This is a genomic window from Streptomyces sp. NPDC047117, assembly GCF_040643545.1.
Classification (GTDB): Bacteria; Actinomycetota; Actinomycetes; order Streptomycetales; family Streptomycetaceae; genus Streptomyces.
Map to the genome: position 1 here is coordinate 396,049 of NZ_JBEYUN010000006.1, position 25,424 is coordinate 421,472.

Sequence of the window (25,424 nt, forward strand, 5' to 3'; positions counted from 1 at the left end):
GTCGTCCTTGGGACACGCACACAAGAACGTGCAGCGCACTCTATGGGACACGCGGTATGGGAGTGACCCTCGCGCATCTCGTTCCGGCATCGGTCCGGTGACACTCGGTCGATGCGGCGGTCACGGAAAAGTCACATCCGGTGCCCCTGAATCCGCCCCGCAACCGCCGCGGCCAGCAGTGCCCCCACAACGCCCCCGCCGCGCGCCCCCCAAGCCCGGTAGCCCTGCGTATCCGCCCGCAGGCGAATGAACTCCCTCACACGTCGCCGGACACCCGCCAGGCCTGTTACCGTGCCCCGCCTTCCGTGACGCCGGGGTGCAGTTCGATGCGGACGGAGTCGTCGTCCTTGATCACGTACGTCGGATCGCTGTCGCGGTCGAAGCCCGTCGGGATCAGGTAGTACCGGTCGTGGCGTTCCACGAGGAGGCGCAGCCCCGTGTAGCGGTACCGGAAGTGCTTGCCCGCCCCGAGATCCACGGGCGCGTCCAGCCCGGGCGGCCCGGTCATGCTCAGCAGCTCCGTACTGAACACCACGACGGGCACCCGCCGCGCCACCCCGGCAGCGTCGGCCTCCGCGTCCGCCTGCCCCATGCGCCCGGCCGCCAGAGCGATCAGCCACATCCCGAAGATCGCCGCGACCGCGAGCGGAACCGCCCGGTGCCGGACCGGCTTCGCCGCGCCCGGCCCCGGCGCGGCGGCCGCGGTCTGTCCCAACAGCAGCCCGCACATCACCAACAGCGGGGCCACCCAGGTGTGCGGTTGAAGAAATCGCCAGAAGAACAGCAGGGCAATTCCGAAGGCGACGAAGAAGAGATGTCCCCTCGCGAGGACGGCTCCGTACTGCCGCATGGTGCGGAGGACGACAGCGGGCACGCCCAACGTGGTCAGGAATTCCGGGAGGCGGGGAAGAAAGGCGACAAGCGCCAGCGTCGTGAGCACGGGCAGCGTCATCAGGCGCAGGCTCGTCACGGCCAATTCCAGCGCGTCGAATCCGACGGCGAACGTGTCCATGTGGAAGTAGCCGTAATACGAGGCGTTGTGCATGAGCCCCGCGTAGAGCATCAACGCGAGGAAAAGCGAACTGGCGCCCAACGCCGTATTCGCGAACTCGATGCCGCGGCCGGCGGGGGCGGGAGGGGCGGTGTCATCCGGCTCCGGCTCCGGCTCAGGATCCGGCTCCGGGGTCGCGTCGTCGGTCATCGCACTGTTCAGGGCTGCGTGGGCCCCGGCGCCGGTGTGGCCGTGTCCGGTGGGGCCGTCGGGCACTTCGTCGCCGGTGTGGAGCCCTGCTCGCAGGGGGCCGGGGCCGGGCTGGAAGGCACGGGCGGAACGATGCCGAGGGAGGGGTTCCGGCCCTCCGGGGCGGAAGGGGACTCATGCGCCGAGGAAGGGCGAACGCCCGGATCGGCCGTCCTTCCCGGCTTTCCCGGAGTCCGGTCCGGGCCGTGGCCGGGCCGCGACACCGGTGGAATGTCCGTCTCCCCACCCCCGCGCGGCGTACTGGACGGCGCCTCGGTGTCCCTGTCGCTCGGTGAGCTCGGTGAGCTTTGTGAGTCACCGGGCGGAACGGGCGGCGTCTCCACGTCTCCGCCCGGCTGACTCCCGCAGCCCGCGACACAGATGACCAGTGCGGCCGCGGAGGATGTGAGCATCCTCCTGAGGGCCTTCCGCCGCGGTGCGCGCACGACATTCCCCGTCCCCTTGTCCTGCGACTGCGTCCCAGCAAGGCACGGTGATCAGAGCGCGGCAACCTCGTCCGGGGAATGCCGCACCACAAGGGCACTGCCGACGTACCCACGGCTCGGAGAAGTGCCCACCCCCGGTACGACAGGTGCCCCGCACCCGGCTGGACAGCTGGACGGCTAGACCCAGGTGTCGAACCACATCCGGCCCTGCCAGGCGCTCTTGGGGATCGGGAGGCCCGTGTAGACCGGGTAGAAGTAGATGAAGTTCCAGACGATGAGCAGGACCAGGATGCCGGCGGCGACGATGCCTACTGCTCGGCGGCGTTCGCCGGTGAGGAGGATGCCGGGTTCCGTGGTGGGTTCGGTGGGGCGGCCGATGAGGGCGCCGAGCGTCATGGCCAGGGCCAGGCAGAGGAACGGGACGAAGACGACGGCGTAGAAGAGGAAGATCGTGCGTTCCTGGTAGAGGAACCACGGGAGGTAGCCCGCCGCGATGCCGCAGGCGATGGCGCCGGCCCGCCAGTCGCGCTTGAACAGCCAGCGGTAGAGGACGTACAGCAGCGCGAAGCAGCCGGCCCACCACAGGAGCGGGGTGCCGAGCGCGAGGACCTCGCGGGCACAGCCCTCGGCGGCCGTGCAGCCGTCCTGGCCGGCCTTGGGGTCCTCGTAGAAGTAGGAGACCGGGCGGCCCAGGACCAGCCAGCTCCAGGGGTTGGACTGGTAGGTGTGGGTCGAGGTCAGGTGGGTGTGGAACTCGTAGACCTCGTGCTGGTAGTGCCACAGGCTGCGCAGCCAGTCGGGCAGCCAGGTCCAGCCGCCGGCGCGGCCCTCGGGGCTGGTGGCCCAGTCGCGGTAGTAGCCGCCCTTGGTGACGAGCCAGCCGGTCCAGGAGGCGAGGTAGGTGGCCGCCGCGAGGACCACGGTGGAGAGGAAGGCGGGGACGACGTCGCGGCGGAGGGCCGAGCGGTACGGGTGGCGGGCGCCGGCCGTGCGGCGGGCGCCGGCGTCCCAGAGGACCGACATCAGGGCGAAGGCGGCGAGGAAGTACAGGCCGTTCCACTTGGTGGCGGCGGAGAGGCCGAGGCAGAGGCCGGCCAGCAGTCGCCAGGGGCGCCACCCGAGGCCCAGCCGGTCGCCCACCTTCTCGTCGGGGCGGGCGAGCCCGTCCTCGCCGGTCGGCAGCGCGGCGGCGAGCCGGGCGCGGGTGCGGTCCCGGTCGACCAGGAGGCAGCCGAACGCGGCCACGACCCAGAACATGACGATCAGGTCGAGGAGCGCGGTACGGCTCATGACGAAGTGCAGGCCGTCCACGGCGAGCAGCAGGCCCGCCAGGCAGCCCAGGGCGGTGGAGCGCAGCAGGCGGCGGCCGATGCGGCAGATCATCAGCACCGAGAGGGTGCCGAGCAGGGCCGTCATGAAGCGCCAGCCGAACGGGTTCATGCCGAAGGCCCACTCGCCCAGCGCGATCAGCCACTTCCCGAGCGGCGGATGGACGACGTAGGAGTGCTCGGGGCTGAGCAGGATGCGTGACGGGTCGCCGACCAGCGCGTCGTTGGCGCTCTTGGCCCAGGTCCCCTCGTAGCCGTACTGGAGCAGGGACCAGGCGTCCTTGGGGTAGTACGTCTCGTCGAATATCACCTTGTCCGGGCTGCCCAGGCGCCAGAAGCGCAGGATGCCGGCGAGGAGGGCGACGAGCAGGGGCAGGCCCCAGGCGGCGAGGCGGGCCGCGCGGGGGGAGACCTGCGGGGTGGGAAAGGGTGCGAGCAGCCGGGTGCGTACGTCCCGCTCCGCGCGTGCGGTGTAGCCGAAGCGGCGCAGCCGCCGCAGCCAGGCGGTCGGCGCCAGGACGCCGCCGTGGGGCGTCCGCGCGGCGGCCGCCGGGGGCCGGCCGCGGTCGTCGGCGCGCCGGTCGTTGGTCGCGGTGTCACTCGTCACCGGGCCATCGTAGGGAAGCGGCCTGTGAGAGGCCCGTCTCTCCGCGCGGCGGGAAGGATGCCGGCGGGCCTGAAAGGATGGGGCCGTGACTGGAACGCTCGTACTCGCAGGGACCCCCATCGGCGACACCGAGGACGCTCCGCCGCGGCTGGCCGCCGAGCTGCTCGCCGCCGACGTGATCGCGGCCGAGGACACCCGCAGGCTGCGCCGGCTGACGACCGCGCTCGGCGTGCACACCACGGGCCGGGTGGTGTCGTACTTCGAGGGGAACGAGTCGGCGCGCACCCCGGAGCTGGCCGAGGCGCTCGAAGGCGGGGCGCGGGTGCTGCTGGTCACCGACGCGGGTATGCCCTCCGTCTCCGACCCCGGCTACCGGCTGGTGGCGGCGGCCGTCGACCGCGGCGTGAAGGTGACGGCCGTACCGGGCCCCTCGGCCGTGCTCACCGCGCTGGCGGTCTCCGGACTTCCGGTGGACCGTTTCTGCTTCGAGGGCTTCCTGCCGCGGAAGGCGGGGGAGCGGACCGGGCGGCTGAAGGAGGTCGCCGCCGAGCGCCGCACGCTCGTGTACTTCGAGGCGCCGCACCGGCTCGCCGACGCGCTCGCCGCCATGGCGGAGGTCTTCGGCCCGGACCGGCGCGGTGCCGTCTGCCGCGAGCTGACGAAGACGTACGAGGAGGTGCGCCGCGGGCCGCTCGGCGAACTGGCGGAGTGGGCGGCCGAGGGTGTGCGCGGCGAGATCACGATCGTGGTGGAGGGCGCGCCCGAGCCGAGCCCCGGGGATGTGGGGCCGGAGGAGCTGGTGCGCCGGGTGCGGGTCCGTGAGGAGGCCGGCGAGCGGCGCAAGGAGGCCATCGCGGGGGTCGCGGCCGAGGCGGGGGTACCCAAGCGGGAGGTCTTCGACGCGGTCGTGGCGGCAAAGAACGCGGAGCGTGGTGACTCTCGCGCGGGTAAATGACGGGTCTGGAAGGTAAAGCGGAGGTCGGCCCTGCGAGGAGTTTTTCCTCGGCCCGCCCAAATCTGGGCCAACAGGGAGAACCTTTGCTGCATCGCAGCTCGGAAAGGCGTCCACTGGAGGTGGGACGTTCCGTCCCGAGAGCGAGAGCTTGTCCGGCGGACAAGAGGAGCTGCGATGACTGAACCTGTGGGAACCACGAGCGGGACACGCCACACGACCCGCACCGAACCCTCCGCGCACGAGGCCTACTCCTTCGCCTGCATGAAATGCGGGCACGGCTGGGAGCAGGCCTACGACATCGAGCACCACGTGGACGTGTCCGGTGAGCCGCGCGTCGTCTACTACGCCGACGGCGAGCGGGTCCCTTCGCCGCTGACCAGGCCCACCTGCCGCCAGTGCGGCGGGCACATAGTCCGGATCATGCGGGCCGGTCAGGTTTCCATGGTCTCGGCGGCCGCCGAGCGGCTCCACGCGCCGCGCAAGCCGCAGCCCGCGACCGGCCCGGCCGGCGACCCCGGCGACTCCGGTGACGGCGCGCGGGAGCGGCGCGGCCACCCTCACTGGCACCTGTCCGACCTGCTGCACCCGTTCCAGCACCGCAGGTGAGGGGCTGAGCCGCAGCGGGGGCCCGCGCCCCTCGTAGGATCGCGGCATGAGCTCCAAGGACGCACCGCCGCCGCTGCCCGAACCGCTCGGGGTCTCCGTGGCGGACTCGCACACCCACCTCGACATGCAGTCGGGCACCGTCGACGAGGCACTCACCAAGGCCGCGGCCGTCGGCGTGACGACGGTGGTCCAGGTGGGCTGCGACGTGAACGGCTCGCGCTGGGCCGCGGAGACCGCCGCCGCGTACGACGCGGTGCACGCGGCGGTGGCGCTGCATCCGAACGAGGCGCCGCGGATCGTGCTGGGGGACCCGGAGGGCTCGTCGCGGCAGGGGGCGCGGGAGCCCGGCGGTGACGCGGCGCTGGATGAAGCGCTCGCGGAGATCGACCGGCTCGCCGCGCTGCCGCACGTCCTCGGCGTCGGCGAGACCGGCCTGGACTATTTCCGCACCGGCCCGGAGGGCATGGCCGCGCAGGAGCGTTCCTTCCGTGCGCACATCGAGATCGCCAAGCGGCACGGCAAGGCGCTGGTCATCCACGACCGCGAGGCCCACGACGACGTGCTGCGGGTGCTGCGCGAGGAGGGCGCACCCGAGCGGACCGTCTTCCACTGCTACTCCGGCGATGCCGAGATGGCGAAGGTGTGCGCCGAGGCCGGCTACTTCATGTCCTTCGCCGGCAACGTGACCTTCAAGAACGCGCAGCCGCTGCGGGACGCGCTGGCCGTGGCCCCGCCGGAGCTGGTGCTCGTCGAGACCGACGCCCCGTTCCTGACGCCCGCGCCCTACCGCGGTCGGCCTAACGCGCCGTACCTCATTCCGGTCACGCTCCGGGCCATGGCCGAGGTGACGGGCATGGGCGAGGACGCGCTGGCCACGGCCATCGCGGCCAACACCGCCCGCGCTTTCGGGTACTGAGGCGGCGTCGGTAGCCACGTTCCGTAGCCGCGCGACTTTGGGGAGTGATCCCCCTCTCCGCTACATTCCGGCCCGTCAACCGGTCCCGGGCACGTGGAGCGTCGTGAGTCATTCGCAGCGATACGGATACGCCCCGTCGTACGAGCCGCCGCGGGCGTACCTGCCGGGGGACCACGAGACCCAGGACTACGGGCCGTACGGGCCGCCGGACGAGGCGCAGGTGTACGACACGTACGCGGCGGTGCGCGCGGCCCGGTCGTACGACGCGTACGAGAGCCACGCACCGTACGAGGTCCACGAGCCGTACCCGTACGCGGCCCAGCCGTACGCACCCGCCGCGCAGTCGTACGCACCGGAGCAGCCGGCCCCGGAGCCGGCCGGGCCGCAGGTGCGTACGCCGCTCCTGCCCGATCAGCAGTCGTACGACCAGGAGCCGGCCGAGCCGCCGTCGTACGACCGGGAGCCGGTCACCGGCGGCCGGGCCGACAGCCGGACGGCGGGACGTGCCGCCGCCCGGCGCGCGGCCCGCAGGAAGCGGTTCGTCGACCGCCCCGACGGGCTGCTCAGGCTGGTCCCGCAGGCGCTGGTCGTGGCGTTCCTCGCGGGCGGCACCACCGCCTTCGTCGCGCACGACAAGGCAGTCCGGCTCAGCGTCGACGGCGACCCGCGGCGGCTGCACACCTTCGCCGGGGACGTCGGCGAGCTGCTGGCCTCCGAAGGCGTGCCGGTCGGCCCGCACGACATCGTCGCGCCCGGCGCCGACACCCCGCTGACCAGCGGCGACGAGGTGGCGGTGCGCTACGGCCGGCCCGTCGTGCTCACCCTGGACGGCCACCGCCGCCGGGTGTGGACCACGGCCCGCACCGTCGAGGGCGCGCTGCGCCAGCTCGGCGTGCGCGCCGAGGGGGCCTACCTCTCCGCCTCGCGCTCGCGGCCCATCGCCCGGCACGGCATGGAGCTGGCCGTCCGCACCGAGCGCACGGTGACCTTCATGGCCGACGGCCGCGCCCGGTCGGTGCGGACCAACGCCGCCACGGTGCGTGCCGCGCTCGACCGGGCCGGTATCCGGCTGCGCGGCGAGGACACCGCCTCCGTGCCGCTCGACAGCTTCCCCCGCGAGGGCCAGACGATCTCGGTGCTGCGCGTGACCGGCTCCCGGGAGGTCCGGGACGAGGCGATCGACTTCCAGACGCAGCGCGTCGACGACCCCACGCTCTTCAAGGGCACCGAGTCGGTGGTCCAGCCCGGCCGGCCCGGGGTGCGCCGGGTCACGTACCAGCTGCGCACCGTCAACGGGGTCCGGCAGCGGCCGCGGCTGCTGCGCCAGGAGGTGCTGCGCCCGTCGCGCCCCGAGGTCGTGCACGTGGGCACCAAGGCCGCGCCCGCCGGTGTGGCCGGCGCGGACCACCTGAACTGGCAGGGGCTCGCCCAGTGCGAGACGGGCGGCAGGGCCGACGCGGTCGACGCCTCGGGCACGTACGGCGGGCTGTACCAGTTCGACCGGCCCACCTGGCACTCGCTCGGCGGGAGCGGCGCCCCGCAGGACGCGCCTCCCGAGGAGCAGACGTACCGGGCCAAGAAGCTGTACGTCAGCCGGGGGGCGAGCCCGTGGCCGGTGTGCGGCCGTAAGCTTCACGAGTGACCAACAGCAGCACCGATGAGCCCGGCCCGCTCCTGGGCCCCGCCGACATCCGCGAACTGGCCGCGACGCTCGGCGTGCGCCCCACCAAGCAGAAGGGCCAGAACTTCGTCATCGACGCCAACACCGTCCGCCGGATCGTGCGGACGGCCGACGTGCGCCCCGACGACGTGGTCGTCGAGGTCGGTCCGGGCCTCGGCTCGCTGACCCTGGCGCTGCTGGAGGCCGCGGACCGGGTCACGGCAGTGGAGATCGACGACGTGCTGGCGGCCGCGCTGCCCGCGACGGTCGAGGCGCGGCTGCCGGAGCGCGCCGACCGCTTCGCGCTCGTCCACTCCGACGCGATGAAGGTCACCGAGCTGCCGGGCCCGCCGCCCACCGCGCTCGTCGCCAACCTCCCGTACAACGTCGCGGTCCCCGTCCTCCTGCACATGATGGCGACCTTCCCGACCATCGAGCGCACCCTCGTGATGGTCCAGTCCGAGGTCGCCGACCGGCTGGCGGCCCGTCCCGGCAACAAGGTCTACGGCGTCCCGTCGGTCAAGGCGAACTGGTACGCCGAGGTCAAGCGGGCCGGCGCCATCGGCCGCAACGTTTTCTGGCCCGCGCCCAACGTCGACTCCGGGCTGGTCTCCCTCGTCCGCCGCGACAAGCCGCTGGAGACCACCGCGAGCCGGGACCAGGTCTTCGCCGCGGTGGACGCCGCCTTCGCCCAGCGCCGCAAGACGCTGCGCTCCGCGCTCGCCGGCTGGGCGGGCTCGGCCGCCGCCGCCGAGGCCGCGCTGGTCGCGGCGGGCGTCTCGCCGCAGGCCCGCGGGGAGGCGCTGACCGTCGAAGAGTTCGCCCGCATCGCCGAGCACAAGGAAGCCGCAGCCCAGTGACCGCGTCCCGTCCCGCCACCGACTTCGATTCCGCCGCCGTGACCGTCCGCGTCCCCGCGAAGGTCAACGTCCAGCTGGCCGTCGGCGCGGCGCGTGCCGACGGCTTCCACGACCTCGCCAACGTCTTCCTCGCCGTCGGCCTGTACGACGAGGTCACCGCGGCGCCCGCCGACACCCTCACCGTCACCTGCGAGGGGCCGGACGCGGACCAGGTCCCGCTGGACCGCACGAACCTCGCCGCGCGCGCCGCCGAGCTGCTGGCGGCCCGGCACGGCATCGAGCCCCGCGTCCACCTGCACATCGCCAAGGACATCCCGGTCGCGGGCGGCATGGCAGGCGGCAGCGCGGACGGCGCGGGCGCGCTGCTCGCCTGCGACGCCCTGTGGGGGACCGGCGCGAGCCGTGCCGAACTGCTCGACATCTGCGCCGAGCTGGGCAGCGACGTGCCGTTCAGCCTGGTAGGCGGGGCCGCGCTGGGCACGGGGCGCGGCGAGAAGCTGGCGCCGCTGGAGGTGGGCGGCGCCTTCCACTGGGTGTTCGCGGCCGCGGACGGCGGGCTGTCCACGCCCGCGGTCTACCGCGAGTTCGACCGGCTGACCGAGGGCAGCGACGTACCGGCGCCCGAGGCGTCCCCGGTCCTGCTGGCGGCGCTGCGCACGGGCGACACCGCGGCGCTGGCCAAGTCGCTCTCCAACGACCTCCAGCCCGCGGCGCTGTCGCTCTTCCCCTCGCTCGCCGCGACGCTGGAAGCGGGTACCGAGGCGGGCGCCCTGGCGGCCCTGGTCTCCGGCTCGGGCCCGACCACGGCCTTCCTCACCGCCGACCGCGCGACCGCGGAGCGGGTCGCCGAGGCGCTCCTGGCGTCCGGCACCTGCCGGTCGGCGCGCGTCGCCGACAGCCCGGCCCCGGGCGCGACGGTCATCGGCTGACCGCCGCGCCGGGAGCCGGCCGGCCGCGCGTCCTCAGCCCGCGGCGCGGGCGATGACCTCGGCGGCGCGGCGGCCGGCCCGGAGCACGTCCGCGTCGGTCGCCGCGACGCAGCGGTTCACGGCCGGGTCGTACGCGGTCATGATCACCCCGGCGTGGTCCGCGGGGCACTCGTCGAGCGTGCCCGGCAGCTCCCGCGCGCGCAGCGCCTCCGCCAGGTCGCGGGAGTGCTGCGCGGGCACCACGGGGTCCGTGCTGCCGTGCACCAGGTGGACGGGGACGGCCGGGGCCGCGCCCGCGGCGATCCGCTCCAGCGCGGCCGCCCCGCCGAACCGGTCCGGTATGTCGAACCGGCCCGCCACACCGACCACCGCCGAGGGCCGCCAGCCGCCGACGGCGTCCGGGTCCAGCGCGGCGCCGACCGCGGAGGTGGCGCCGGTCGACCAGCCGGCCAGCACGGTCCGCTCCGGGTCCGCGCCGTGCAGGGCCGCCCGCTCGCGCACGTACGCCAGCGACTCCAGCAGGTGCGTACGGCCCCGGTCCTCGGCGTCCGGGCGCCAGTCCGGGACGAACACGACCGCGCCCAGGGCCGCGGCCGTACGGGCCAGCGGCGCCAGGACGTCCCGCTCGTCCGGGCCGATGCCGTGCCACAGCAGGACGGCGGGGGGCGGCACCGCGGCCCCGGCCGGCCGGTACACGTCCAGGAGCTTGCCGCTCGGCCCGTAGGCAAGCCCGTGTTCGACGTCCACTTCGAGATCGACTGTCATAGCGCGACGCTAGCAAGGCCGCAGGTCGCGACGGCGGGCGGTCGGGAGCCCGCGGGGACGGCCCCGGGCCGCCGTGCGCTGCCACCACGGACGTGATGCGGGTGTGCACCGCGGGCCGGACTAGGCTGGAAGGCCGACCGATGCGAAGCGCAGGAGTGAGATGGCCGCGAACCTCGTCAATCTGGAAGCCGTCAGCAAGGCGTACGCACTGCGCTCGCTGCTCGACGGCGTTTCCCTCGGCGTCAACGAGGGAGACCGGATCGGCGTCGTCGGCCGCAACGGTGACGGCAAGACGACCCTGATCCGGATCCTCGCCCAGCTGGAGTCCCCGGACAACGGGCGCGTCACGCACGTGAACGGGCTGCGCCTGGGCGTGCTGACCCAGCACGACTCGCTCGACCCGGAGGCCACCGTCCGGCACGAGGTGATCGGCGACCTCGCCGACCACGAGTGGGCGGGCAACGCCAAGATCCGCGACGTGCTGACCGGGCTCTTCGGCGGCCTGGACCTGCCGGGCTTCCCGCAGGGCCTGGACACCGTCATCGGCCCGCTCTCCGGCGGCGAGCGGCGCCGCATCGCGCTCGCCAAGCTGCTCATCGCCGAGCAGGACCTGATCGTCCTCGACGAGCCGACCAACCACCTGGACGTCGAGGGCATCTCCTGGCTCGCGCGGCACCTCAGGGCCCGGCGCTCCGCGCTCGTCGTCGTCACCCACGACCGCTGGTTCCTGGACCAGGTCTGTACGCGCATGTGGGACGTGCAGCGCGGTGACGTGCACGAGTACGAGGGCGGCTACAGCGACTACGTGTTCGCCCGCGCCGAGCGCGAGCGGATCGCCGCCTCCGAGGAGGCCAAGCGGCAGAACCTCATGCGCAAGGAGCTGGCCTGGCTGCGGCGCGGCGCCCCGGCGCGCACGAGCAAGCCGCGCTTCCGCATCGAGGCCGCCAACGAGCTGATCGCGGACGTGCCGCCGCCGCGGGACAACGCCGAGCTGATGAAGTTCGCCAGCTCCCGGCTGGGCAAGACCGTCTTCGACCTGGAGGACGTGACCGTACAGGCCGGGCCCAAGGTGCTGCTCAAGCACCTCACCTGGCAGCTCGGCCCCGGCGACCGGGTCGGCCTGGTGGGCGTCAACGGCGCGGGCAAGACCTCACTGCTGCGGGCGCTGGCCGACGCGGCGCGCACCGAGGGCGAGGCACAGCCCGCCGGCGGGAAGATCATCGTCGGGAAGACGGTGAAGCTGGCCTACCTCTCGCAGGAGGTCGCCGAGCTGAGCCCCGCGCTGCGGGTCCTGGAGGCCGTGCAGCAGGTACGGGAGCGGGTGGACCTCGGCAAGGGCCGGGAGATGACCGCCGGGCAGCTGTGCGAGAAGTTCGGGTTCACGAAGGAGAAGCAGTGGACGCCGGTCGGCGACCTCTCCGGCGGTGAGCGGCGGCGGCTCCAGATCCTGCGGCTGCTGATGGACGAGCCGAACGTGCTCTTCCTCGACGAGCCGACCAACGACCTGGACATCGAGACGCTCACGCAGTTGGAGGACCTGCTCGACGGCTGGCCCGGCTCGCTCGTCGTCATCAGCCACGACCGGTACTTCGTCGAGCGCACCACCGACCGGGTGTTCGCGCTGCTGGGCGACGCGACGCTGCGGATGCTGCCGCGCGGCCTGGACGAGTACATCGAGCGGCGGGAGCGGATGGCGCAGGCCGCGGCGCCGGCACCGGCGGCCGCCGCGCCCAAGCAGAAGTCCGCCGCGGTGGACCGCGCGACGCAGAAGGAGCTCCAGAAGATCGAGCGGCAGCTGGACAAGATCGGTACGAAGGAGGCGAAGCTGCACGCGCAGATCGCCGAGAACGCCACCGACTTCGCCAAGGTCGCCGAACTGGACGCGCAGCTGCGGGAGCTGTCGGACGAGAAGGACGAGCTGGAGATGCGCTGGCTGGAGCTGGCGGAGGACGCGTAGCGGCCCGTGCGGCCCGGGACGGCGGCGCGCGTAACGGGTGCGTCGCGGGAGTGTCCCGGGCCGGTCTCGCCCCTTTGACGGCGGTGTACCGCACCGGTGCGGCGTCGGTGCCGAGTGGTACAAAGAACTCCCGCTCAACTGCCGTTAATTGCCGCGCCTTATGTCTGATTCACTCCATCCTGAGGGGCTTTGCCGCTCGGGGTTGCGGGGGAGGTCGATTCGGAGCCATGGGCCGGTGTGAAGAGGTAACGACCCCATGACCCAGCCGCCGCAGCCGCCACCACCGCCCGGTCAGCCGCCGTCCGGCGGCTTCGGCGCGCCCCAGGAACCTTCGTACGGCTACCCCCAGCAGCCCGGCCAGCAGCCGCCGCAGCCGCCGAACCAGTCGCCCCAGGCTCCGCCGCAGCCGCCCCAGGCCCCGGCTCAGCCGCCGCAGGCTCCCCCGCCGCCTCCGGGGCAGCCCCCGCAGGGGCCGGCCGGCGCCGCGTACGGCTACCCCCAGGCGCCGCAGGGCCCCGGCCAGCCGCCGCAGGGCCAGCCGCCGCAGGGCCCGCCGCCCGGTCCGTACGGCGCGCAGCCCGGGTACGGCTACCCGGCCCCGGGTCAGCCCGGCCAGCCCGGTCCGTACGGCAACGCCTACGCGCCCACCGCGCCCTACCCGGGCGGCCCCGTGCCTCCGCGGAGCGGCGGCGACCCGAAGCGCACCCGCATCATGATCGTCGTCGCGGCGGTCGTGGCGGTCGCGCTGATCGTGGGCGGCGGCGTGTGGTTCGCCAACAGCAAGGGCGGTGACGAGCCGGGGCCGGACGCCAAGGGCTCCAGCCAGGGCGCCGACGGCGGCGCGGAGGGCGGGGACGCCCCGGCGGCCCTCAAGGGCGGCAAGGTCGCGCTGAACCCGGAGACCAAGCCCGCGGGATCCACCGGCAAGCTGCTGTTCAACGTCCCGGTGCCGCCGCCGGAGAAGTCCGTGGTGCAGCTGAACGGCGCCTGGGCGACGGAGAAGACCTACGCCAAGGTCGGCAAGGCCGAGATCATCGGCTACGACCTGGACGCGAAGAAGCCGAAGTACAAGCTCCCCATGGACGGCATCATCTGCGGCTCCTCGCCGTACGCCACCGAGGAGGGCAAGGCCGCTGTCGTCTTCGAGGCCGGCCCGCGCAAGGGCGAGACCTCGCGGGAGCCCTGCAGCCAGATGGCGCTGCTGGACATCGACACCGGCAAGTTCGACTGGCAGAAGACGATGCCGGGCGGCCGGCAGGCCTCCAGCATCGGCATGGGTGTCACCTTCAGCGAGGGCGCGGTCGTCGCCTCCTGGCCGGGCAACGGCGAGGTCGCGTACGACATCTCCGGCAAGGAGCTGTGGCACCGGCGGGACAACGGGAACGACGCCTCGATGCAGTGCCTGGACCGGGGTATCGGCGGCGGCAAGAAGCTGGTCGCGATCGTGCGCTGCGGTGAGTACGGCTCCCAGACCACCCAGGTCCAGCAGATCGACCCGGCCACCGGCAAGCCCAAGTGGACGTACGACGCACCCAAGGGCGTGAAGAGCGCCGAGGTGGTGTCCACCAACGGTCCGGTCGTGGTCGGCATCTCCGCGGGCGAGTCCGGTATCACGGACATGGTCGTCATCGACGACTCCGGCAAGCAGCAGGCACAGATCTCCCTGCAGGACGACAAGTACAAGCCCAACTGCGGCATCACCGGCGGTGTGGAGCGCTGCGTCACCGCGACCGCGGACGACAAGTACCTCTACCTGCCGTCCAAGTCGCACGACGCGGTGGGCGGCCGCTCCTTCTCCCAGCAGAACGAGATCGTCGCCTTCGACCTGAAGACCGGCTCCGCGACCTGGAAGGTTCCCTCCGAGGTCGACCAGGAGATCGTGCCGATCCGGATGGCCGGCGACAAGCTCATCGCCTACCAGGACGGTTACAGCGACAAGGGCGGCCAGGTCGTCAGCATCGACCCGGCGGACGAGGGCAAGAAGACGGTCTTCCTCAACCTCCCGAAGGAGACCGCCGACGCGGCCCGCAGCCTGCGCCCCGGCATGACCCGCGCGGTGTACGAGCACGGCCGGCTGTTCCTGAACCAGGACATCATGTCCGGCACGAAGTACGGCCTGGGCGACGACAAGTACCTGGGCCTGGCCTTCGGCAGCTGAGCGACCCCGCAGGCCCACGGCCTGTCCCGGCGGCCCCGCCCTACGAACCGTAGGGCGGGGCCGCCGTCGTACCGGGGGTAGCGGGGGCGCCGGCGCCGGGTGGGGCGCGATCCGGCGGGTGGCCGTACCGACCTTGGACTCCTCCGGACGGAAATGATCGGCGCCGGACGGCAAGTGGCCCAGAATGGCCGGGATTTCAGCATTCCGACGGGCTTCTGCCCGGTAGGGGGCGCACGATGTCGAACAAGCGTGTAGCTTCCGGATGCAAAGGGGCCCGGCGAAGGGCCGGGGGGCTGGGATCGCCGGGGAATGGGGGGTTGCTGAATGGGCGTGCGGCTCATGGTGGTCGACGACCACCGCCTGCTCGCCGAGGCACTCGCCTCGGCACTGAAGTTGCGCGGGCACAGGGTGCTCGCGGCGGCCGCGCCGAGTGCCGGGGCGGCGGATCTGGTGGTGAGCAGAGCGCCGGAAGTGTGCCTCATGGGGACGGCAGCGCCCGCCGAGCCCGGGGTGTTCGACCCGGTGGTACGCATCAAGAAGGAGCGGCCCCAGGTGGCCGTCGTGGTGCTCGGCCCGGTGCCGAACCCGCGCGGCATCGCCGCGGCGTTCGCCGCCGGCGCCTCCGGTTACGTCCGCCACGACGAGCGGATCGAGGGCGTGGAGCGGGCGATGATGAAGGCCAGGGCGGGGGAGGCGGCGATCGCCCCGGCCCTGCTCCAGCAGGCCTTCGAGGAGCTGCTGCACCCGGCTGCCCAGCCCGACGACGAGGGCGCCCGGCTGCTGCAGATGCTGACCCCGCGCGAGGTGGAGGTGCTGGTCAGGGTCGCGGAGGGCGAGGACACCCGGCTCATCGCGGCCGGCATGGGCATCGCGCCGAGCACCGCCCGTACGCACGTGCAGCGGGTGCTGATGAAGCTGGGCGTGGGCTCGCGGCTGGAGGCGGCGGCGCTGGCGGCCCGTACGGGGCTGCTGGACCGGGCCGCGGTCAGCAACGCGAACGCGGCGGGGCCGCAGCAGGCCCCGCCGCAGTGATCGCGCGCCGGGTCAGTCCGTCGTACCGCTCGCGGCGCCGTCCGTGGCGCCGGTCTCCTCGACGGCCGGTGCCTCGGCGGGACGCAGCTTCATCCACAGCAGGAAGACCACGCCGAGGATCAGCATGCCGAGGCCGGTCCAGAGGTTGATGTTGATGTCCTGGGCCTTCTTCAGGTCCGCGTCGGACGCGGTGAGGCCGGCGATCGTGACGATCACGCCGTAGAGGACGAAGAGTCCGCCGATGATGCGGCGTACGTCGAAGAGCCGGGCCGCCGTGGCGGACTTGCGCTCCAGCTCCTCGACCTCGTGCTGGTAGTCACTCATGGTGTGTGCTCCTGTGGGCCTCAGAAGGAGAAGGGGATGTAGCAGAGGGCGGCGAGGACGACCGCGCCCCAGCCCAGCAGGGCCGGCTTGCGGTACCAGGCGTCGTCACCCTCGGCGGGCAGCTCCTCCATGCCGGGCGAGCGGGTGCCGTAGACCAGGCCGGCCAGCGACTCCGCGGACTTGGGCTTGGTCACCAGGGTGATCACGAACATCACGACCGCGCCGACGACGAAGGCGACGATCGAGGAGACGAAGTTGGCGCCCTGGTCGGAGGGGATCGCGATGATGCCCTGCTTGTAGAACCAGAAGTAGTTGACCATCGCGGCCACGGTGCCGGAGAGCAGCCCCCAGAAACCGGCGGCGGCACTGGTGCGCTTCCAGAACATGCCGATGATGAACACCACGAACAGCGGGACGTTGAAGAACGAGAACAGCGTCTGCAGGTAGTTCATGATGTTGCTGAAGCTGGAGGCGATGAACGCCGTGCCCATGCCGATCAGCACGCCGACCGCGGTGACCACCCGGCCGGTCTTCAGGTAGTACGCGTCCTCGCGGCCCTTCTTCAGGTACGCCGCCCAGATGTCGTTGGTGAAGACCGTGTTGAACGACGAGACGTTGGCGGCCATACCGGCCATGAACGCGGCGAGCAGACCGGTCACCGCGATGCCCAGCACGCCGTTCGGCAGCAGGTCGCGCATGAGGACCGGGATCGCGTCGTTGTACTGCAGGCCGTCCTTGGTCTTGCCCAGCGAGGGCTCCATGACCAGCGCGATCAGGCCGGGCACGACCACGACCAGCGGGATGAAGATCTTGGGGAAGGCGGCGATGAGCGGGGTGCGCTTGGCGGCGGAGAGGTTCTTCGCGGACAGCGCGCGCTGCACCTCGGCGAAGTTGGTGGTCCAGTAGCCGAAGCTCATCACGAAGCCGAGGCCGAGCACGATGGTCAGCCAGTTGGCGCCGAGCGGGTTGGACTCGCCGATGCCGGTGCCGCCCCAGGCGGTGAGGAAGTCACCGCCGTGGCTGTCGGTGAGGCTGCTGGTCAGGCCGTCCCAGCCGCCGACGCGCTTGAGGCCGACGATGGTCAGCGGGATCAGCGCGGCGAGGATGACGAAGAACTGCAGGACCTCGTTGTAGATCGCCGAGGACAGGCCGCCGATGGTGATGTACGCGAGGACGAAGAAGCCGGCGACGACGATCGCCACCCACTCCGGCCAGCCCAGCAGCGCCTCCAGCACGATCGCCATCGCGTAGAGGTTCACGCCCGCGATCAGCACGGACGAGACCGCGAAGATGATCGAGGACAGCAGGTGCGAGGACGGCCCGAAGCGGTGCAGCAGGAACTCCGGGACGGAGCGGACCTTCGAGCCGTAGTAGAAGGGCATCATCACCAGGCCGAGGAAGACCATGGCGGGGATGGCGCCGATCCAGTACCAGTGCACGGTGTACGCGCCGTACTGCGCGCCGTTGGCGGCCATGCCGAGGATCTCGGTGGCGCCGAGGTTGGCGGCGACGAACGCGAGGCCGGTGACCCAGGCGGGCAGTGACCGGCCGGACAGGAAGAAGTCCAGGCTGGTCTTCACGCTGCGTTTGGCGGCGAAGCCGATGCCCAGGACGACGGCGAAGTAGATCGCCAGGATGGTGTAGTCGAGCCCGTTCGTCGGGAGGCGTAGCCCTTCGGCCAACGTGATCATGGGTGCTCCGGGGGTCTGGGGGCAGCGCCCCCAGAAACTGCCGTTGGTGCGGGGCGCCCTTGCCGTGAACGCTCAGAAAGCTACGCTCGGCGCCTCGGAAACTGAACACTTTTGTTTGTTTTGTTTGTTGGATCGTGATCGAGTCATCCGATCAAGTGACGCTGCGTGCCTGGCATGCGGCGTACGGTCGATGCGTTGACGGATCTGTTGGCTCGTGGTTCATTATGTTTGTTTGTGTTTGGTCGTCGGCTCGGCGAGGAGCATCAGTGAAGAAGACGTCCACGCGGCTCGCGGACGGCCGGGAACTCATCTACTACGACTCCCGGGACGACGCCGTGCGCGACGCCGTCGACCAGCGCCCCCTCCCGCGGGTCACCACCGCCTCCGAGATCCGCCACGACCGCCTCCTCGGCGACTCGGTGGCCGTCGCCTCGCACCGCCAGGGCCGTACCTACCACCCGCCGGCCGACGAGTGCCCGCTCTGCCCCTCGCGGGACGGCCGGCTCTCGGAGATCCCCGCCGCCGACTACGACGTCGCCGTCTTCGAGAACCGCTTCCCCTCGCTCGCCGGCGGTACAGGCCGGTGCGAGGTGGTCTGCTTCACCTCCGACCACCACGCCTCCTTCGCCGACCTCACCGAGGAGCAGGCGGCGCTGGTCCTGGAGGCCTGGACGGACCGGACCGCCGAGCTCACCCAGCTGCCGGACGTCGAGCAGGTCTTCTGCTTCGAGAACCGCGGCGCCGAGATCGGCGTGACCCTCGGCCACCCGCACGGGCAGATCTACGCGTACCCCTTCGTGACCCCCCGCACCGAGCGGATGCTCGCCTCGGCCGAGGCGCACCGGGAGCGTACCGGCGGCCGCAACCTCTTCGACGACGTCGTCGCCGACGAGCTCGCCGACGGCAGCCGCGTCGTCCTGGAGGGCGAGCACTGGGTCGCCTTCGTGCCGTACGCGGCGCACTGGCCGTACGAGGTGCACCTCTACCCCCGCCGCCGCGTCCCCGACCTGCTCGCCCTCGACGAGGACGCGCGCACAGAGTTCCCACAGCTGTACCTGGAAGTCTTGCGACGGTTCGACCGGATCTTCGGAGCGGGGGAGCCGCCGACGCCGTACATCGCCGCGTGGCACCAGGCGCCGGTGCGCGCCCCGCACCGCGCGGACTTCGCACTCCATCTGGAGCTCTTCACCATCCGACGCACTCCCGGCAAGCTGAAATTTCTCGCGGGTTCCGAATCCGGCATGAATGTGTTCATCAACGATGTGCCGCCGGAAGCCGCGGCGCAGCGACTGCGAGAGGTAGCGAGCGCGTGAGCAAGAAGTACCTGGTGACCGGCGGAGCCGGTTACGTCGGCAGCGTCGTGGCGGCCCACCTGCTGGAGGCCGGCCACGAGGTCGTCGTCCTGGACGACCTGTCCACCGGCCACCGCGAGGGCGTCCCCGCGGGCGCCGAGTTCATCGAGGGCCGGGTCCAGGACGCCGGCAAGTGGCTGGACCGGTCCTTCGACGCCGTCCTGCACTTCGCCGCGTTCTCGCAGGTCGGCGAGTCCGTCGTGGACCCGGAGAAGTACTGGCGCAACAACGTCGGCGGCACCATGGACCTGCTCGCCGCGATGCGCACCGCGGGCGTGCGCACCCTGGTCTTCTCCTCCACCGCCGCGACCTACGGCGAGCCCGTGAACACCCCCATCACGGAGACCGACCCCACCGCGCCCACCTCCCCGTACGGCGCCTCGAAGCTGGCCGTCGACCACATGATCAGCGGCGAGTGCGCGGCGCACGGCCTGGCCGCGGTGTCGCTGCGGTACTTCAACGTGGCCGGCGCGTACGGCGACTGCGGCGAGCGGCACGACCCCGAGTCGCACCTCATCCCGCTCGTCCTCCAGGTCGCCCAGGGCCGCCGGGAGCACATCTCCGTCTTCGGCGACGACTACCCGACGCCGGACGGCACCTGCGTCCGCGACTACATCCACGTCGCCGACCTCGCCGACGCGCACCTCCTCGCGCTGGACGCGGCGACCGCCGGCGAGCACCTGATCTGCAACCTCGGCAACGGCAACGGCTTCTCCGTGCGCGAGGTCATCGAGACCGTCCGCAAGGTCACCGGCCACCCGGTCCCCGAGGTCGTGGCCCCGCGCCGCGGCGGCGACCCGGCGGTCCTGGTCGCCTCCGCGAAGACGGCGGCCGACCGGCTGGGGTGGCAGCCGCGCCGCGCCGACCTGTCGGGCATCGTCGCCGACGCCTGGGCGTTCGCCCAGAAGATCCAGCAGCAATAGGACGAAGGAGTCCGGGTGACAGACACGGAGCACGGCGCGCCCCGCACCGCAGCCGCCTTCCGCGAGGTGTACGGGACCGACCCGCACGGCGTGTGGGCCGCACCCGGGCGGGTCAACCTCATCGGTGAGCACACCGATTACAACGACGGCTTCGTGATGCCGCTGGCCCTGCCGCACACCACGACCGCCGCGGCGGCGCCCCGTACGGACGGCGTGCTGCGCCTGCACTCGGGCAACGTCCGGGGCGGCATCGTGGAGCTGCGTACGGAGTCGCTGCGGCCCGCAATGGACGCTTCGGCGCGCAGCGCCTCCGATTGGGGCGGTGGCGGGCGACGGGCGGGCGGTGGGTGGGCCGCGTACCCGGCCGGTGTCCTGTGGGCGATGCGGGAGGCCGGGCTGCCCGTCGGCGGCGGCGCCGACCTGCACTTCGACTCCGTCGTGCCCACCGGCGCCGGACTCTCCTCCTCCGCGGCCCTGGAGGTCGCCACAGCCCTGGCGCTGAACGACCTGTACGGCCTGGAGCTGGACGGACAGGAGCTGGCCCGGCTCGCGCAGCGGGCCGAGAACGCCTTCGTCGGCGTGCCCTGCGGGATCATGGACCAGACCGCCTCGGCGTGCTGCACCGAGGGACACGCCCTCCTGCTGGACACCCGCGACCTCACCCGCCGCCAGGTCCCCTTCGACCTCGCGGCGGCCGGACTGCGTCTGCTGGTCGTCGACACCCGCGTCCAGCACGAACTGGGGGACGGGGCCTACGCCGAACGCCGCGCCGGCTGTGAGCGGGCCGCGCGCACACTCGGCGTACGCGCCCTGCGTGATGTGGCGTACGAAGATCTCGCGCAGACGCTGGAGTCGCTGGCGGACGAGGCGGCCGTGCGGCCCCTGGTACGGCACATCGTGACCGAGAACCGGCGGGTGGAGGACGTCATGGCGCGCCTCGACGCGGGCGACCCGCGCGGCATCGGCCCGCTGCTGACCGCCGGGCACGCCTCGCTCCGCGACGACTTCGCCGTCTCCTGCGCCGAGCTGGACCTCGTGGTCGACGCCGCGAACCGGGCCGGGGCGCTGGGCGCGCGGATGACCGGCGGCGGCTTCGGCGGGTCGGCGATCGTGCTGGTGGAAGAGGTGACGGCGGACGACGTCGGCAAGGCCGTCACGGAGGCGTTCGCGGCGGCCGGGTACGCGGCGCCGCGGATCTTCCCCGCCGTGCCGAGCGCGGGGGCCCGGCGGCTGGCGTGACGGACGCGGCGGCGGGGGCACGGGCGCCCGCCGCCGCACACCCGTGATCCCCTGTCAGCCGGTATCCGCGACTGGCCGAGAGCCCCGCCGGCATCCGCCGGTAACCGGTCGGAATGAGCCGATCACCGGGTACTGGCGCCCCGTGGTGGGCCGACTGCCCCACCCTGAACACATGGGTCGGGCAGTTTTGCCAATCGGCTTCCGTTGCCGGACCCCGTACGTACGCTGAACAGAGCACCGGTGGGGGCCGGTGCCGATCAGGGGGCGAGCTGGACCCTCCCCGCCGAACGCGGCGCGGGGAGGAGGGTACGGCGCCCGGGGTGGGACAAGCGGTGCAGCACGGCGGCGGCCGTGCCGGTGCGGCGTCCCCGCCGCGGGCGCGCGTACCCATTCCTGCCCGTTCCCCGAGACAGGGGGTCCTCAGTGCAACGCATCCGGGTCTTGGTGGTCGACGACCACCGCATCTTTGCCGAGTCCCTGGCGGCCGCCCTCGCGGCCGAACAGGACGTGGACGTGGCGGCGGCCGGGAGCGGACCGGCGGCCCTGCGCAGTCTGGAGCGAGCGGCCTCCGAGGGCCGGCGCTTCGACGTCATGCTCGTCGACGCCGACCTCGGCGCGGCCGTCGCACCGCTCGCGGCGGTCCCCATGCGGCCCCAGGTGCCGCGGGACGGCGCGTCCGACGGCGCGCCCGTGGACGGCATCTCGCTGGTCACCTCGGTCCGCACCACCCATCCGATGGTCCGTGCCGTGGTGCTCGCGGAGAAGGACGACCCGCGCAGGGCCGCGGCCGCGCTCCAGGCGGGGGCCGGCGGCTGGGTCGCCAAGGACTGCTCGCTCTCCCGCCTGCTGGCCGTGATCCGCGGCGTGCTGCGGGACGAGACGCACCTCCCGCCCGCGCTCCTGACGGGCGTGCTGCGGGAGCTGACGGCGGCGCGCAAGCACCGCACCGAGAGCGAGCGGCTGGTGGAGTCGCTGACCCCGCGCGAGCGCGAGGTGCTGCGCTGCATGGTCGCGGGGCTCGGCCGCAAGGCGGTCGCGGAACGGCTGTTCCTCTCCCCGCACACGGTCCGTACGCACATGCAGAACGTGCTGGGCAAGCTCGGCGTGCACTCCACGCTCGCGGCGGTGGCGCTGGCGCGCCGGGCCGGGGTGGGGCCGGTCGAGCTGGAGCCGCCCCCGTCGTCCCCGGCCGCGCAGCCGGTGCCGACGGCGTCGGTGTCGGTGCCGTGACGGGCCCGGGGGCCGCCGGCCGCCGCGCCCGGGCCGGTACGGCCGCCGGCGGCCGGTGCGGAGGCCCGGCCGCCGGCAGACCCTGACCGTCCCGCCGCCCGGGCCCTTGCCCCCGGGCGCGGGCGCCGCTCAGGAGCCGGCCTGCGGGCCGGGCTCCGTCAGGACGGCCACGCCGCGGGCCGGCAGGGTGAGGTGATGCACGGTCGCCGCCCGCGGCGCGGCCTGCGCCAGCGCGTCGGTCATCGGCCCCGGCAGCGGCACGTCGGCCGGCTCCTGCCCGTGGTTGAGCAGGAAGAGGTACCGCTCACGGGCCCCGGAGCGCACGGCCGCCTGCACGCCGGACGGCAGCCCCGGCAGGACGGGCGTGACGCCCGCCGCCTCCCGTACGTCGTCCATCAGGGAGCGCATCAGGCCCGGGTCGGGGCGGGTCGCCACGTACCAGGCGGTGCCCCGGCCGTAGGAGTGGCGGGTGATCGCGGGCCGCAGCGCCGGGTCCTCGCCGACGAAGTCGACGACGGAGCCGGCGCCTTCGAGGACGATGTCCTCGGCCCAGAGGTCGGCGCGGCCCGAGTAGCGCCCGCGCAGCAGCAGCCGGGCGCCCTCGTCCAGCGGCCGGAACTCCTCCACCCACAGCCCCAGCAGCTCGCGGAGCGGCGCCGGATACCCGCCGGGGTGCACCCGGTCGTGCGCGTCGACGATGCCGGAGAAGAACGACACCAGCACGTGCCCGCCGCCGTGCACGTATGCGGCCAGCCGTTCGGCGTCCTCGGTGCGCAGCAGGTAGAGGTTGGGGACGACGACCAGGCGGTAGCCGGTCAGGTCCCGGTCGGGCGGGGCGATGTCGCAGGCGACGCCCGCCTCGAACAACGGGCGGTAGTGGGCCAGCGCCCGCTCGGGGGCCTCCAGCGCCGTGGAGGGCCGGGAGTCCAGCTCCAGGGCGCGCCGGCTGTCCCAGTCGGCGAGCAGCGCCACCTGCGCCTCGGAGCGGGTGCCCTCGATGCCCGGTACGGCGGCCAGCTCCCGCCCCAGCTCGGTGACCTCGCGGAAGACGCGGGTGTCGGTGCCGCCGTGCGGGACCATCGCGGAGTGGTACTTCTCGGCGCCGCCGAGCGACTGCCGCCACTGGAAGAACAGCACCGCGTCGGCGCCCTGGGCGACGGCCTGCCAGCTCCACAGCCGCATCGCGCCGGGCGGCTTGGGGCCGTTGCGGGGGCGCCAGTTGACGGCGCTGGGGGCCTGTTCGAGGAGCAGCCAGGGCTGTCCTGCGCGGGCCGAGCGCATCAGGTCGAAGTTGTAGCCGGCGCGGACGTGGTCGTCGGGGACGTGGGGGTCCTGGTAGAAGTCCAGCGCCATGACGTCCATGTCGCGGGCCCAGGAGAACGCGTCGACGGGCTTGTGGTCCGGCATGAGGTTGGTGGTGACGGGCACGTCCGGCGTGACGCGGTTCAGTACCTCCTTCTCGGCCAGGTAGCAGGCGCGCAGCGCGTCGTCGCTGAAGCGGAGGTAGTCCAGCTGCTGCGCCGGGTTGGCGGAGGTGGGCGCGGCGCGCGGCGGCAGGACCTCCTCGAAGTCGCCGTAGCCCTGTGACCAGAAGGCGGTGGACCAGGCGTCGTTGAGCGCCTCGACGGTGCCGTACCGCTCGCGCAGCCAGCGGCGGAAGTCGCGGGCCGAGACGTCGCAGTAGCACTGCCGGGTGTGGCAGCCGTACTCGTTGCCGACGTGCCACAGGGCGAGCGCGGGGTGCCCGGCGTAGCGGTGGGCGAGGCGTTCGGCGAGGCGAACGGCGTGTTCGCGGTAGACCGGGCTGGAGGGGCAGTAGTGCTGGCGGGCGCCCGGCCACCGCCGGGTGCCGTCGGCGTCCTCGGGGAGGATCTCGGGGTACCGGTGGGCGAGCCAGGGCGGCGGGGAGGCGGTCATGGTGGCCAGGCAGACCGCGACGCCGGCCTGGTCCAGGCCGTCCATGACGCGGTCGAACCAGCCGAAGTCGTAGGTGCCGGGCCGGGGTTCGACCCGGGCCCAGGAGAAGATCCCGGCGGTCACCATCGTGACGTGCGCCTGTTTCATGAGGACCAGGTCCTCGGCCCGTACGTCCTCGGGCCACTGCTCGGGGTTGTAGTCCCCGCCGTACCGGATTCCCATCGCGCGGTCCCCCCTGGGGGCTTGTCGGGTCGCGTGGTCGCTGCGGTGCTGCCGGCCGCGTGCTCGCCGTGGCCGGCCGTGGCTGGTCAGGAGGAGTTCTTCAGGACGCTCCAGCCGCCGTCGACGACGAGGCTCGCGCCGGTGACGAAGGAGGCGTCCGGGGAGAGCAGGAAGGCGATCGTGGCGGCGATCTCCTCGGGCCTGCCGAGCCGCGCGGCCGCGGTCTCGGCCGCGGTGGCCCGCCGGTCCTCCTCGGCGATGCCTTCCCAGGCCGGGGTGAGGACGGGGCCGGGCAGCACGGAGTTCACCCGTACGTCGGGGCCGTACTCGACGGCCAGCTGGCGGGCGAGACCGGTCAGGCCCGCCTTGGAGGCGGCGTACGCGGGCCGGCCCGGCAGCCCGACCAGGGCGTGCACGGAGGAGGTCAGCACCACGGCGCCCTGCCGTTCCCGCAGGTCGTCCAGGGCGGCCCGGACGCCGAGGAAGGCGCCGGTGAGGTTGACGGCGAGCTGGTGGTCCCAGTCGGCGCGCGGGGTGCGGTCGGCGGGCGCCGCGTAGTGGGTGAAGGCGTTGGAGACCAGGCCGTCGACCGGCCCGTAGCGGCCCCGGGCCGCGGCCACGGCGCGCTGCCAGGCGGCCTCGTCGGTGACGTCGCAGCGCTCGTAGGAGGCGGTGCCGCCGGCGGCGCGGATGCGGCGCGCGGTGCGCTCGCCGCGCTCGTCGTCGATGTCGAGAAGGAGGACGCGGGCGCCCTCGGCGGCCAGCCGGTCGGCGGTGGCCGCACCGATCCCGGAGGCGGCGCCGGTGACGAGGTGGGTACGGCCGTGGAACCGGTGCCCTGCGGGCGGCGCATCGCGCTCGTGGCTCATGGCCGCGATCCAAGTGGACGCGTGCCGCGTCGGGCAAGAGGGCGCCCCGTAAGGGGCGCGGGGAACTGCGCGACCGGCCGGGACGGTGCCGCGCTCGGCCACCGGGGTGGCAGTGCAGCGGCGCTGCCGGGTGCGCCACCGCGCTGGCCGAGCGCGCCCACGCGGCGGAGCCGCACATCGGCACGCCCCGCGCCCCTG

Annotated in this window: 20 protein-coding genes; 13 read left to right on the forward strand and 7 right to left on the reverse strand. The window is 73.1% G+C overall.

Features of this window, described 5'->3' with window-relative positions:
* Positions 1–286 precede the first annotated feature (286 nt).
* Positions 287–1,201 (reverse strand): hypothetical protein, encoded by a 915-nt coding sequence (locus ABZ840_RS14715; RefSeq protein WP_361558713.1) that lies wholly within the window; start codon positions 1,199–1,201, stop codon positions 287–289.
* A gap of 662 nt (positions 1,202–1,863) precedes the next feature.
* Complete coding sequence (locus ABZ840_RS14720) at positions 1,864–3,531, reverse strand: phospholipid carrier-dependent glycosyltransferase (protein WP_361558857.1); 1,668 nt, start codon at positions 3,529–3,531, stop codon at positions 1,864–1,866.
* 175 nt (positions 3,532–3,706) lie between these two features.
* Here ABZ840_RS14720 and rsmI point away from each other — a divergent pair, with 175 nt between their 5' ends.
* The 6 genes from rsmI (at position 3,707) to ABZ840_RS14750 (ending at position 9,547) form a co-directional block, all read left to right on the forward strand.
* The gene (gene rsmI / locus ABZ840_RS14725; RefSeq protein ID WP_361558719.1) at positions 3,707–4,576 is read left to right on the forward strand and encodes a 16S rRNA (cytidine(1402)-2'-O)-methyltransferase; all 870 of its coding nucleotides are present in this window, start codon (positions 3,707–3,709) and stop codon (positions 4,574–4,576) included.
* A 174-nt stretch (positions 4,577–4,750) separates the two neighbouring features.
* Entirely contained in the window at positions 4,751–5,182 is a 432-nt protein-coding gene (locus tag ABZ840_RS14730) for a hypothetical protein (RefSeq protein ID WP_361558722.1), read from the forward strand.
* Between the two features lie 46 nt (positions 5,183–5,228).
* Positions 5,229–6,098: a TatD family hydrolase gene (locus tag ABZ840_RS14735; protein ID WP_361558725.1), complete on the forward strand. Its 870-nt coding sequence runs from the start codon at positions 5,229–5,231 to the stop codon at positions 6,096–6,098.
* Positions 6,099–6,201: 103 nt separating this feature from the next.
* A complete protein-coding gene (locus tag ABZ840_RS14740) occupies positions 6,202–7,740 on the forward strand; it encodes a ubiquitin-like domain-containing protein (protein WP_361558728.1) in 1,539 nt (512 codons plus the stop codon).
* A complete protein-coding gene (rsmA, locus tag ABZ840_RS14745; RefSeq protein ID WP_361558731.1) occupies positions 7,737–8,618 on the forward strand; it encodes a 16S rRNA (adenine(1518)-N(6)/adenine(1519)-N(6))-dimethyltransferase RsmA in 882 nt (293 codons plus the stop codon). Before ABZ840_RS14740 ends, rsmA begins: the two co-directional genes overlap by 4 nt.
* Positions 8,615–9,547: a 4-(cytidine 5'-diphospho)-2-C-methyl-D-erythritol kinase gene (locus ABZ840_RS14750; protein ID WP_361558734.1), complete on the forward strand. Its 933-nt coding sequence runs from the start codon at positions 8,615–8,617 to the stop codon at positions 9,545–9,547. The genes rsmA and ABZ840_RS14750 overlap by 4 nt, the downstream gene beginning before the upstream one ends.
* Positions 9,548–9,580: 33 nt before the next feature.
* On the opposite strand, the gene ABZ840_RS14755 is transcribed toward ABZ840_RS14750, so the two are convergent.
* Positions 9,581–10,312, reverse strand: a complete 732-nt coding sequence (locus ABZ840_RS14755) for an alpha/beta hydrolase (RefSeq protein ID WP_361558737.1) — start codon at positions 10,310–10,312, stop codon at positions 9,581–9,583.
* A gap of 160 nt (positions 10,313–10,472) precedes the next feature.
* Between ABZ840_RS14755 and ABZ840_RS14760 the strand changes: the two genes are divergently transcribed.
* The 3 genes from ABZ840_RS14760 to ABZ840_RS14770 all read left to right on the forward strand — a co-directional run bounded on the left by ABZ840_RS14760 (position 10,473) and on the right by ABZ840_RS14770 (position 15,459).
* Positions 10,473–12,269, forward strand: coding sequence for an ABC-F family ATP-binding cassette domain-containing protein (locus ABZ840_RS14760; protein ID WP_361558740.1), 1,797 nt, complete (start codon positions 10,473–10,475; stop codon positions 12,267–12,269).
* A gap of 256 nt (positions 12,270–12,525) precedes the next feature.
* A complete protein-coding gene (locus tag ABZ840_RS14765; RefSeq protein ID WP_361558743.1) occupies positions 12,526–14,427 on the forward strand; it encodes a PQQ-binding-like beta-propeller repeat protein in 1,902 nt (633 codons plus the stop codon).
* Positions 14,428–14,751: 324 nt separating this feature from the next.
* Positions 14,752–15,459, forward strand: a complete 708-nt coding sequence (locus ABZ840_RS14770; RefSeq protein WP_346098096.1) for a response regulator transcription factor — start codon at positions 14,752–14,754, stop codon at positions 15,457–15,459.
* A gap of 12 nt (positions 15,460–15,471) precedes the next feature.
* Here ABZ840_RS14770 and ABZ840_RS14775 read toward each other — a convergent pair whose 3' ends face one another.
* On the reverse strand, positions 15,472–15,783 hold the full coding sequence (locus tag ABZ840_RS14775) for a hypothetical protein (RefSeq protein ID WP_361558747.1): 312 nt from the start codon (positions 15,781–15,783) through the stop codon (positions 15,472–15,474).
* 20 nt (positions 15,784–15,803) lie between these two features.
* Positions 15,804–17,474 (reverse strand): sodium:solute symporter family protein, encoded by a 1,671-nt coding sequence (locus tag ABZ840_RS14780; RefSeq protein WP_361558750.1) that lies wholly within the window; start codon positions 17,472–17,474, stop codon positions 15,804–15,806.
* A gap of 266 nt (positions 17,475–17,740) precedes the next feature.
* Between ABZ840_RS14780 and galT the strand changes: the two genes are divergently transcribed.
* The 4 genes from galT to ABZ840_RS14800 all read left to right on the forward strand — a co-directional run bounded on the left by galT (position 17,741) and on the right by ABZ840_RS14800 (position 22,218).
* Positions 17,741–18,787 carry a galactose-1-phosphate uridylyltransferase gene (galT, locus tag ABZ840_RS14785; protein WP_361558753.1) on the forward strand — a complete coding sequence of 349 codons (1,047 nt, stop codon included), beginning with the start codon at positions 17,741–17,743 and terminating at the stop codon, positions 18,785–18,787.
* Positions 18,784–19,749, forward strand: coding sequence for a UDP-glucose 4-epimerase GalE (galE, locus tag ABZ840_RS14790; RefSeq protein ID WP_361558756.1), 966 nt, complete (start codon positions 18,784–18,786; stop codon positions 19,747–19,749). The genes galT and galE overlap by 4 nt, the downstream gene beginning before the upstream one ends.
* A 15-nt stretch (positions 19,750–19,764) precedes the next feature.
* On the forward strand, positions 19,765–20,988 hold the full coding sequence (gene galK, locus ABZ840_RS14795) for a galactokinase (RefSeq protein WP_361558759.1): 1,224 nt from the start codon (positions 19,765–19,767) through the stop codon (positions 20,986–20,988).
* A gap of 423 nt (positions 20,989–21,411) precedes the next feature.
* Entirely contained in the window at positions 21,412–22,218 is an 807-nt protein-coding gene (locus ABZ840_RS14800; RefSeq protein WP_361558762.1) for a response regulator transcription factor, read from the forward strand.
* A 129-nt stretch (positions 22,219–22,347) separates the two neighbouring features.
* Here ABZ840_RS14800 and ABZ840_RS14805 read toward each other — a convergent pair whose 3' ends face one another.
* Both ABZ840_RS14805 and ABZ840_RS14810 read right to left on the reverse strand, forming a co-directional pair.
* Positions 22,348–24,357, reverse strand: a complete 2,010-nt coding sequence (locus ABZ840_RS14805; RefSeq protein WP_361558765.1) for a beta-galactosidase — start codon at positions 24,355–24,357, stop codon at positions 22,348–22,350.
* 86 nt (positions 24,358–24,443) lie between these two features.
* A complete protein-coding gene (locus ABZ840_RS14810; protein WP_361558768.1) occupies positions 24,444–25,226 on the reverse strand; it encodes an SDR family NAD(P)-dependent oxidoreductase in 783 nt (260 codons plus the stop codon).
* Positions 25,227–25,424 lie beyond the last annotated feature (198 nt).

Coding starts and splice junctions, on each gene's coding strand:
- ABZ840_RS14715 (WP_361558713.1), bottom strand. CDS start 1,201: ATGACCGACGACGCGACCCCGGAGCCGGATCCTGAGCCGGAGCCGGAG.
- ABZ840_RS14730 (WP_361558722.1), top strand. CDS start 4,751: ATGACTGAACCTGTGGGAACCACGAGCGGGACACGCCACACGACCCGC.
- ABZ840_RS14735 (WP_361558725.1), top strand. CDS start 5,229: ATGAGCTCCAAGGACGCACCGCCGCCGCTGCCCGAACCGCTCGGGGTC.
- ABZ840_RS14755 (WP_361558737.1), bottom strand. CDS start 10,312: ATGACAGTCGATCTCGAAGTGGACGTCGAACACGGGCTTGCCTACGGG.
- ABZ840_RS14760 (WP_361558740.1), top strand. CDS start 10,473: ATGGCCGCGAACCTCGTCAATCTGGAAGCCGTCAGCAAGGCGTACGCA.
- ABZ840_RS14765 (WP_361558743.1), top strand. CDS start 12,526: ATGACCCAGCCGCCGCAGCCGCCACCACCGCCCGGTCAGCCGCCGTCC.
- ABZ840_RS14770 (WP_346098096.1), top strand. CDS start 14,752: ATGGGCGTGCGGCTCATGGTGGTCGACGACCACCGCCTGCTCGCCGAG.
- ABZ840_RS14775 (WP_361558747.1), bottom strand. CDS start 15,783: ATGAGTGACTACCAGCACGAGGTCGAGGAGCTGGAGCGCAAGTCCGCC.
- ABZ840_RS14780 (WP_361558750.1), bottom strand. CDS start 17,474: ATGATCACGTTGGCCGAAGGGCTACGCCTCCCGACGAACGGGCTCGAC.
- ABZ840_RS14805 (WP_361558765.1), bottom strand. CDS start 24,357: ATGGGAATCCGGTACGGCGGGGACTACAACCCCGAGCAGTGGCCCGAG.
- ABZ840_RS14810 (WP_361558768.1), bottom strand. CDS start 25,226: ATGAGCCACGAGCGCGATGCGCCGCCCGCAGGGCACCGGTTCCACGGC.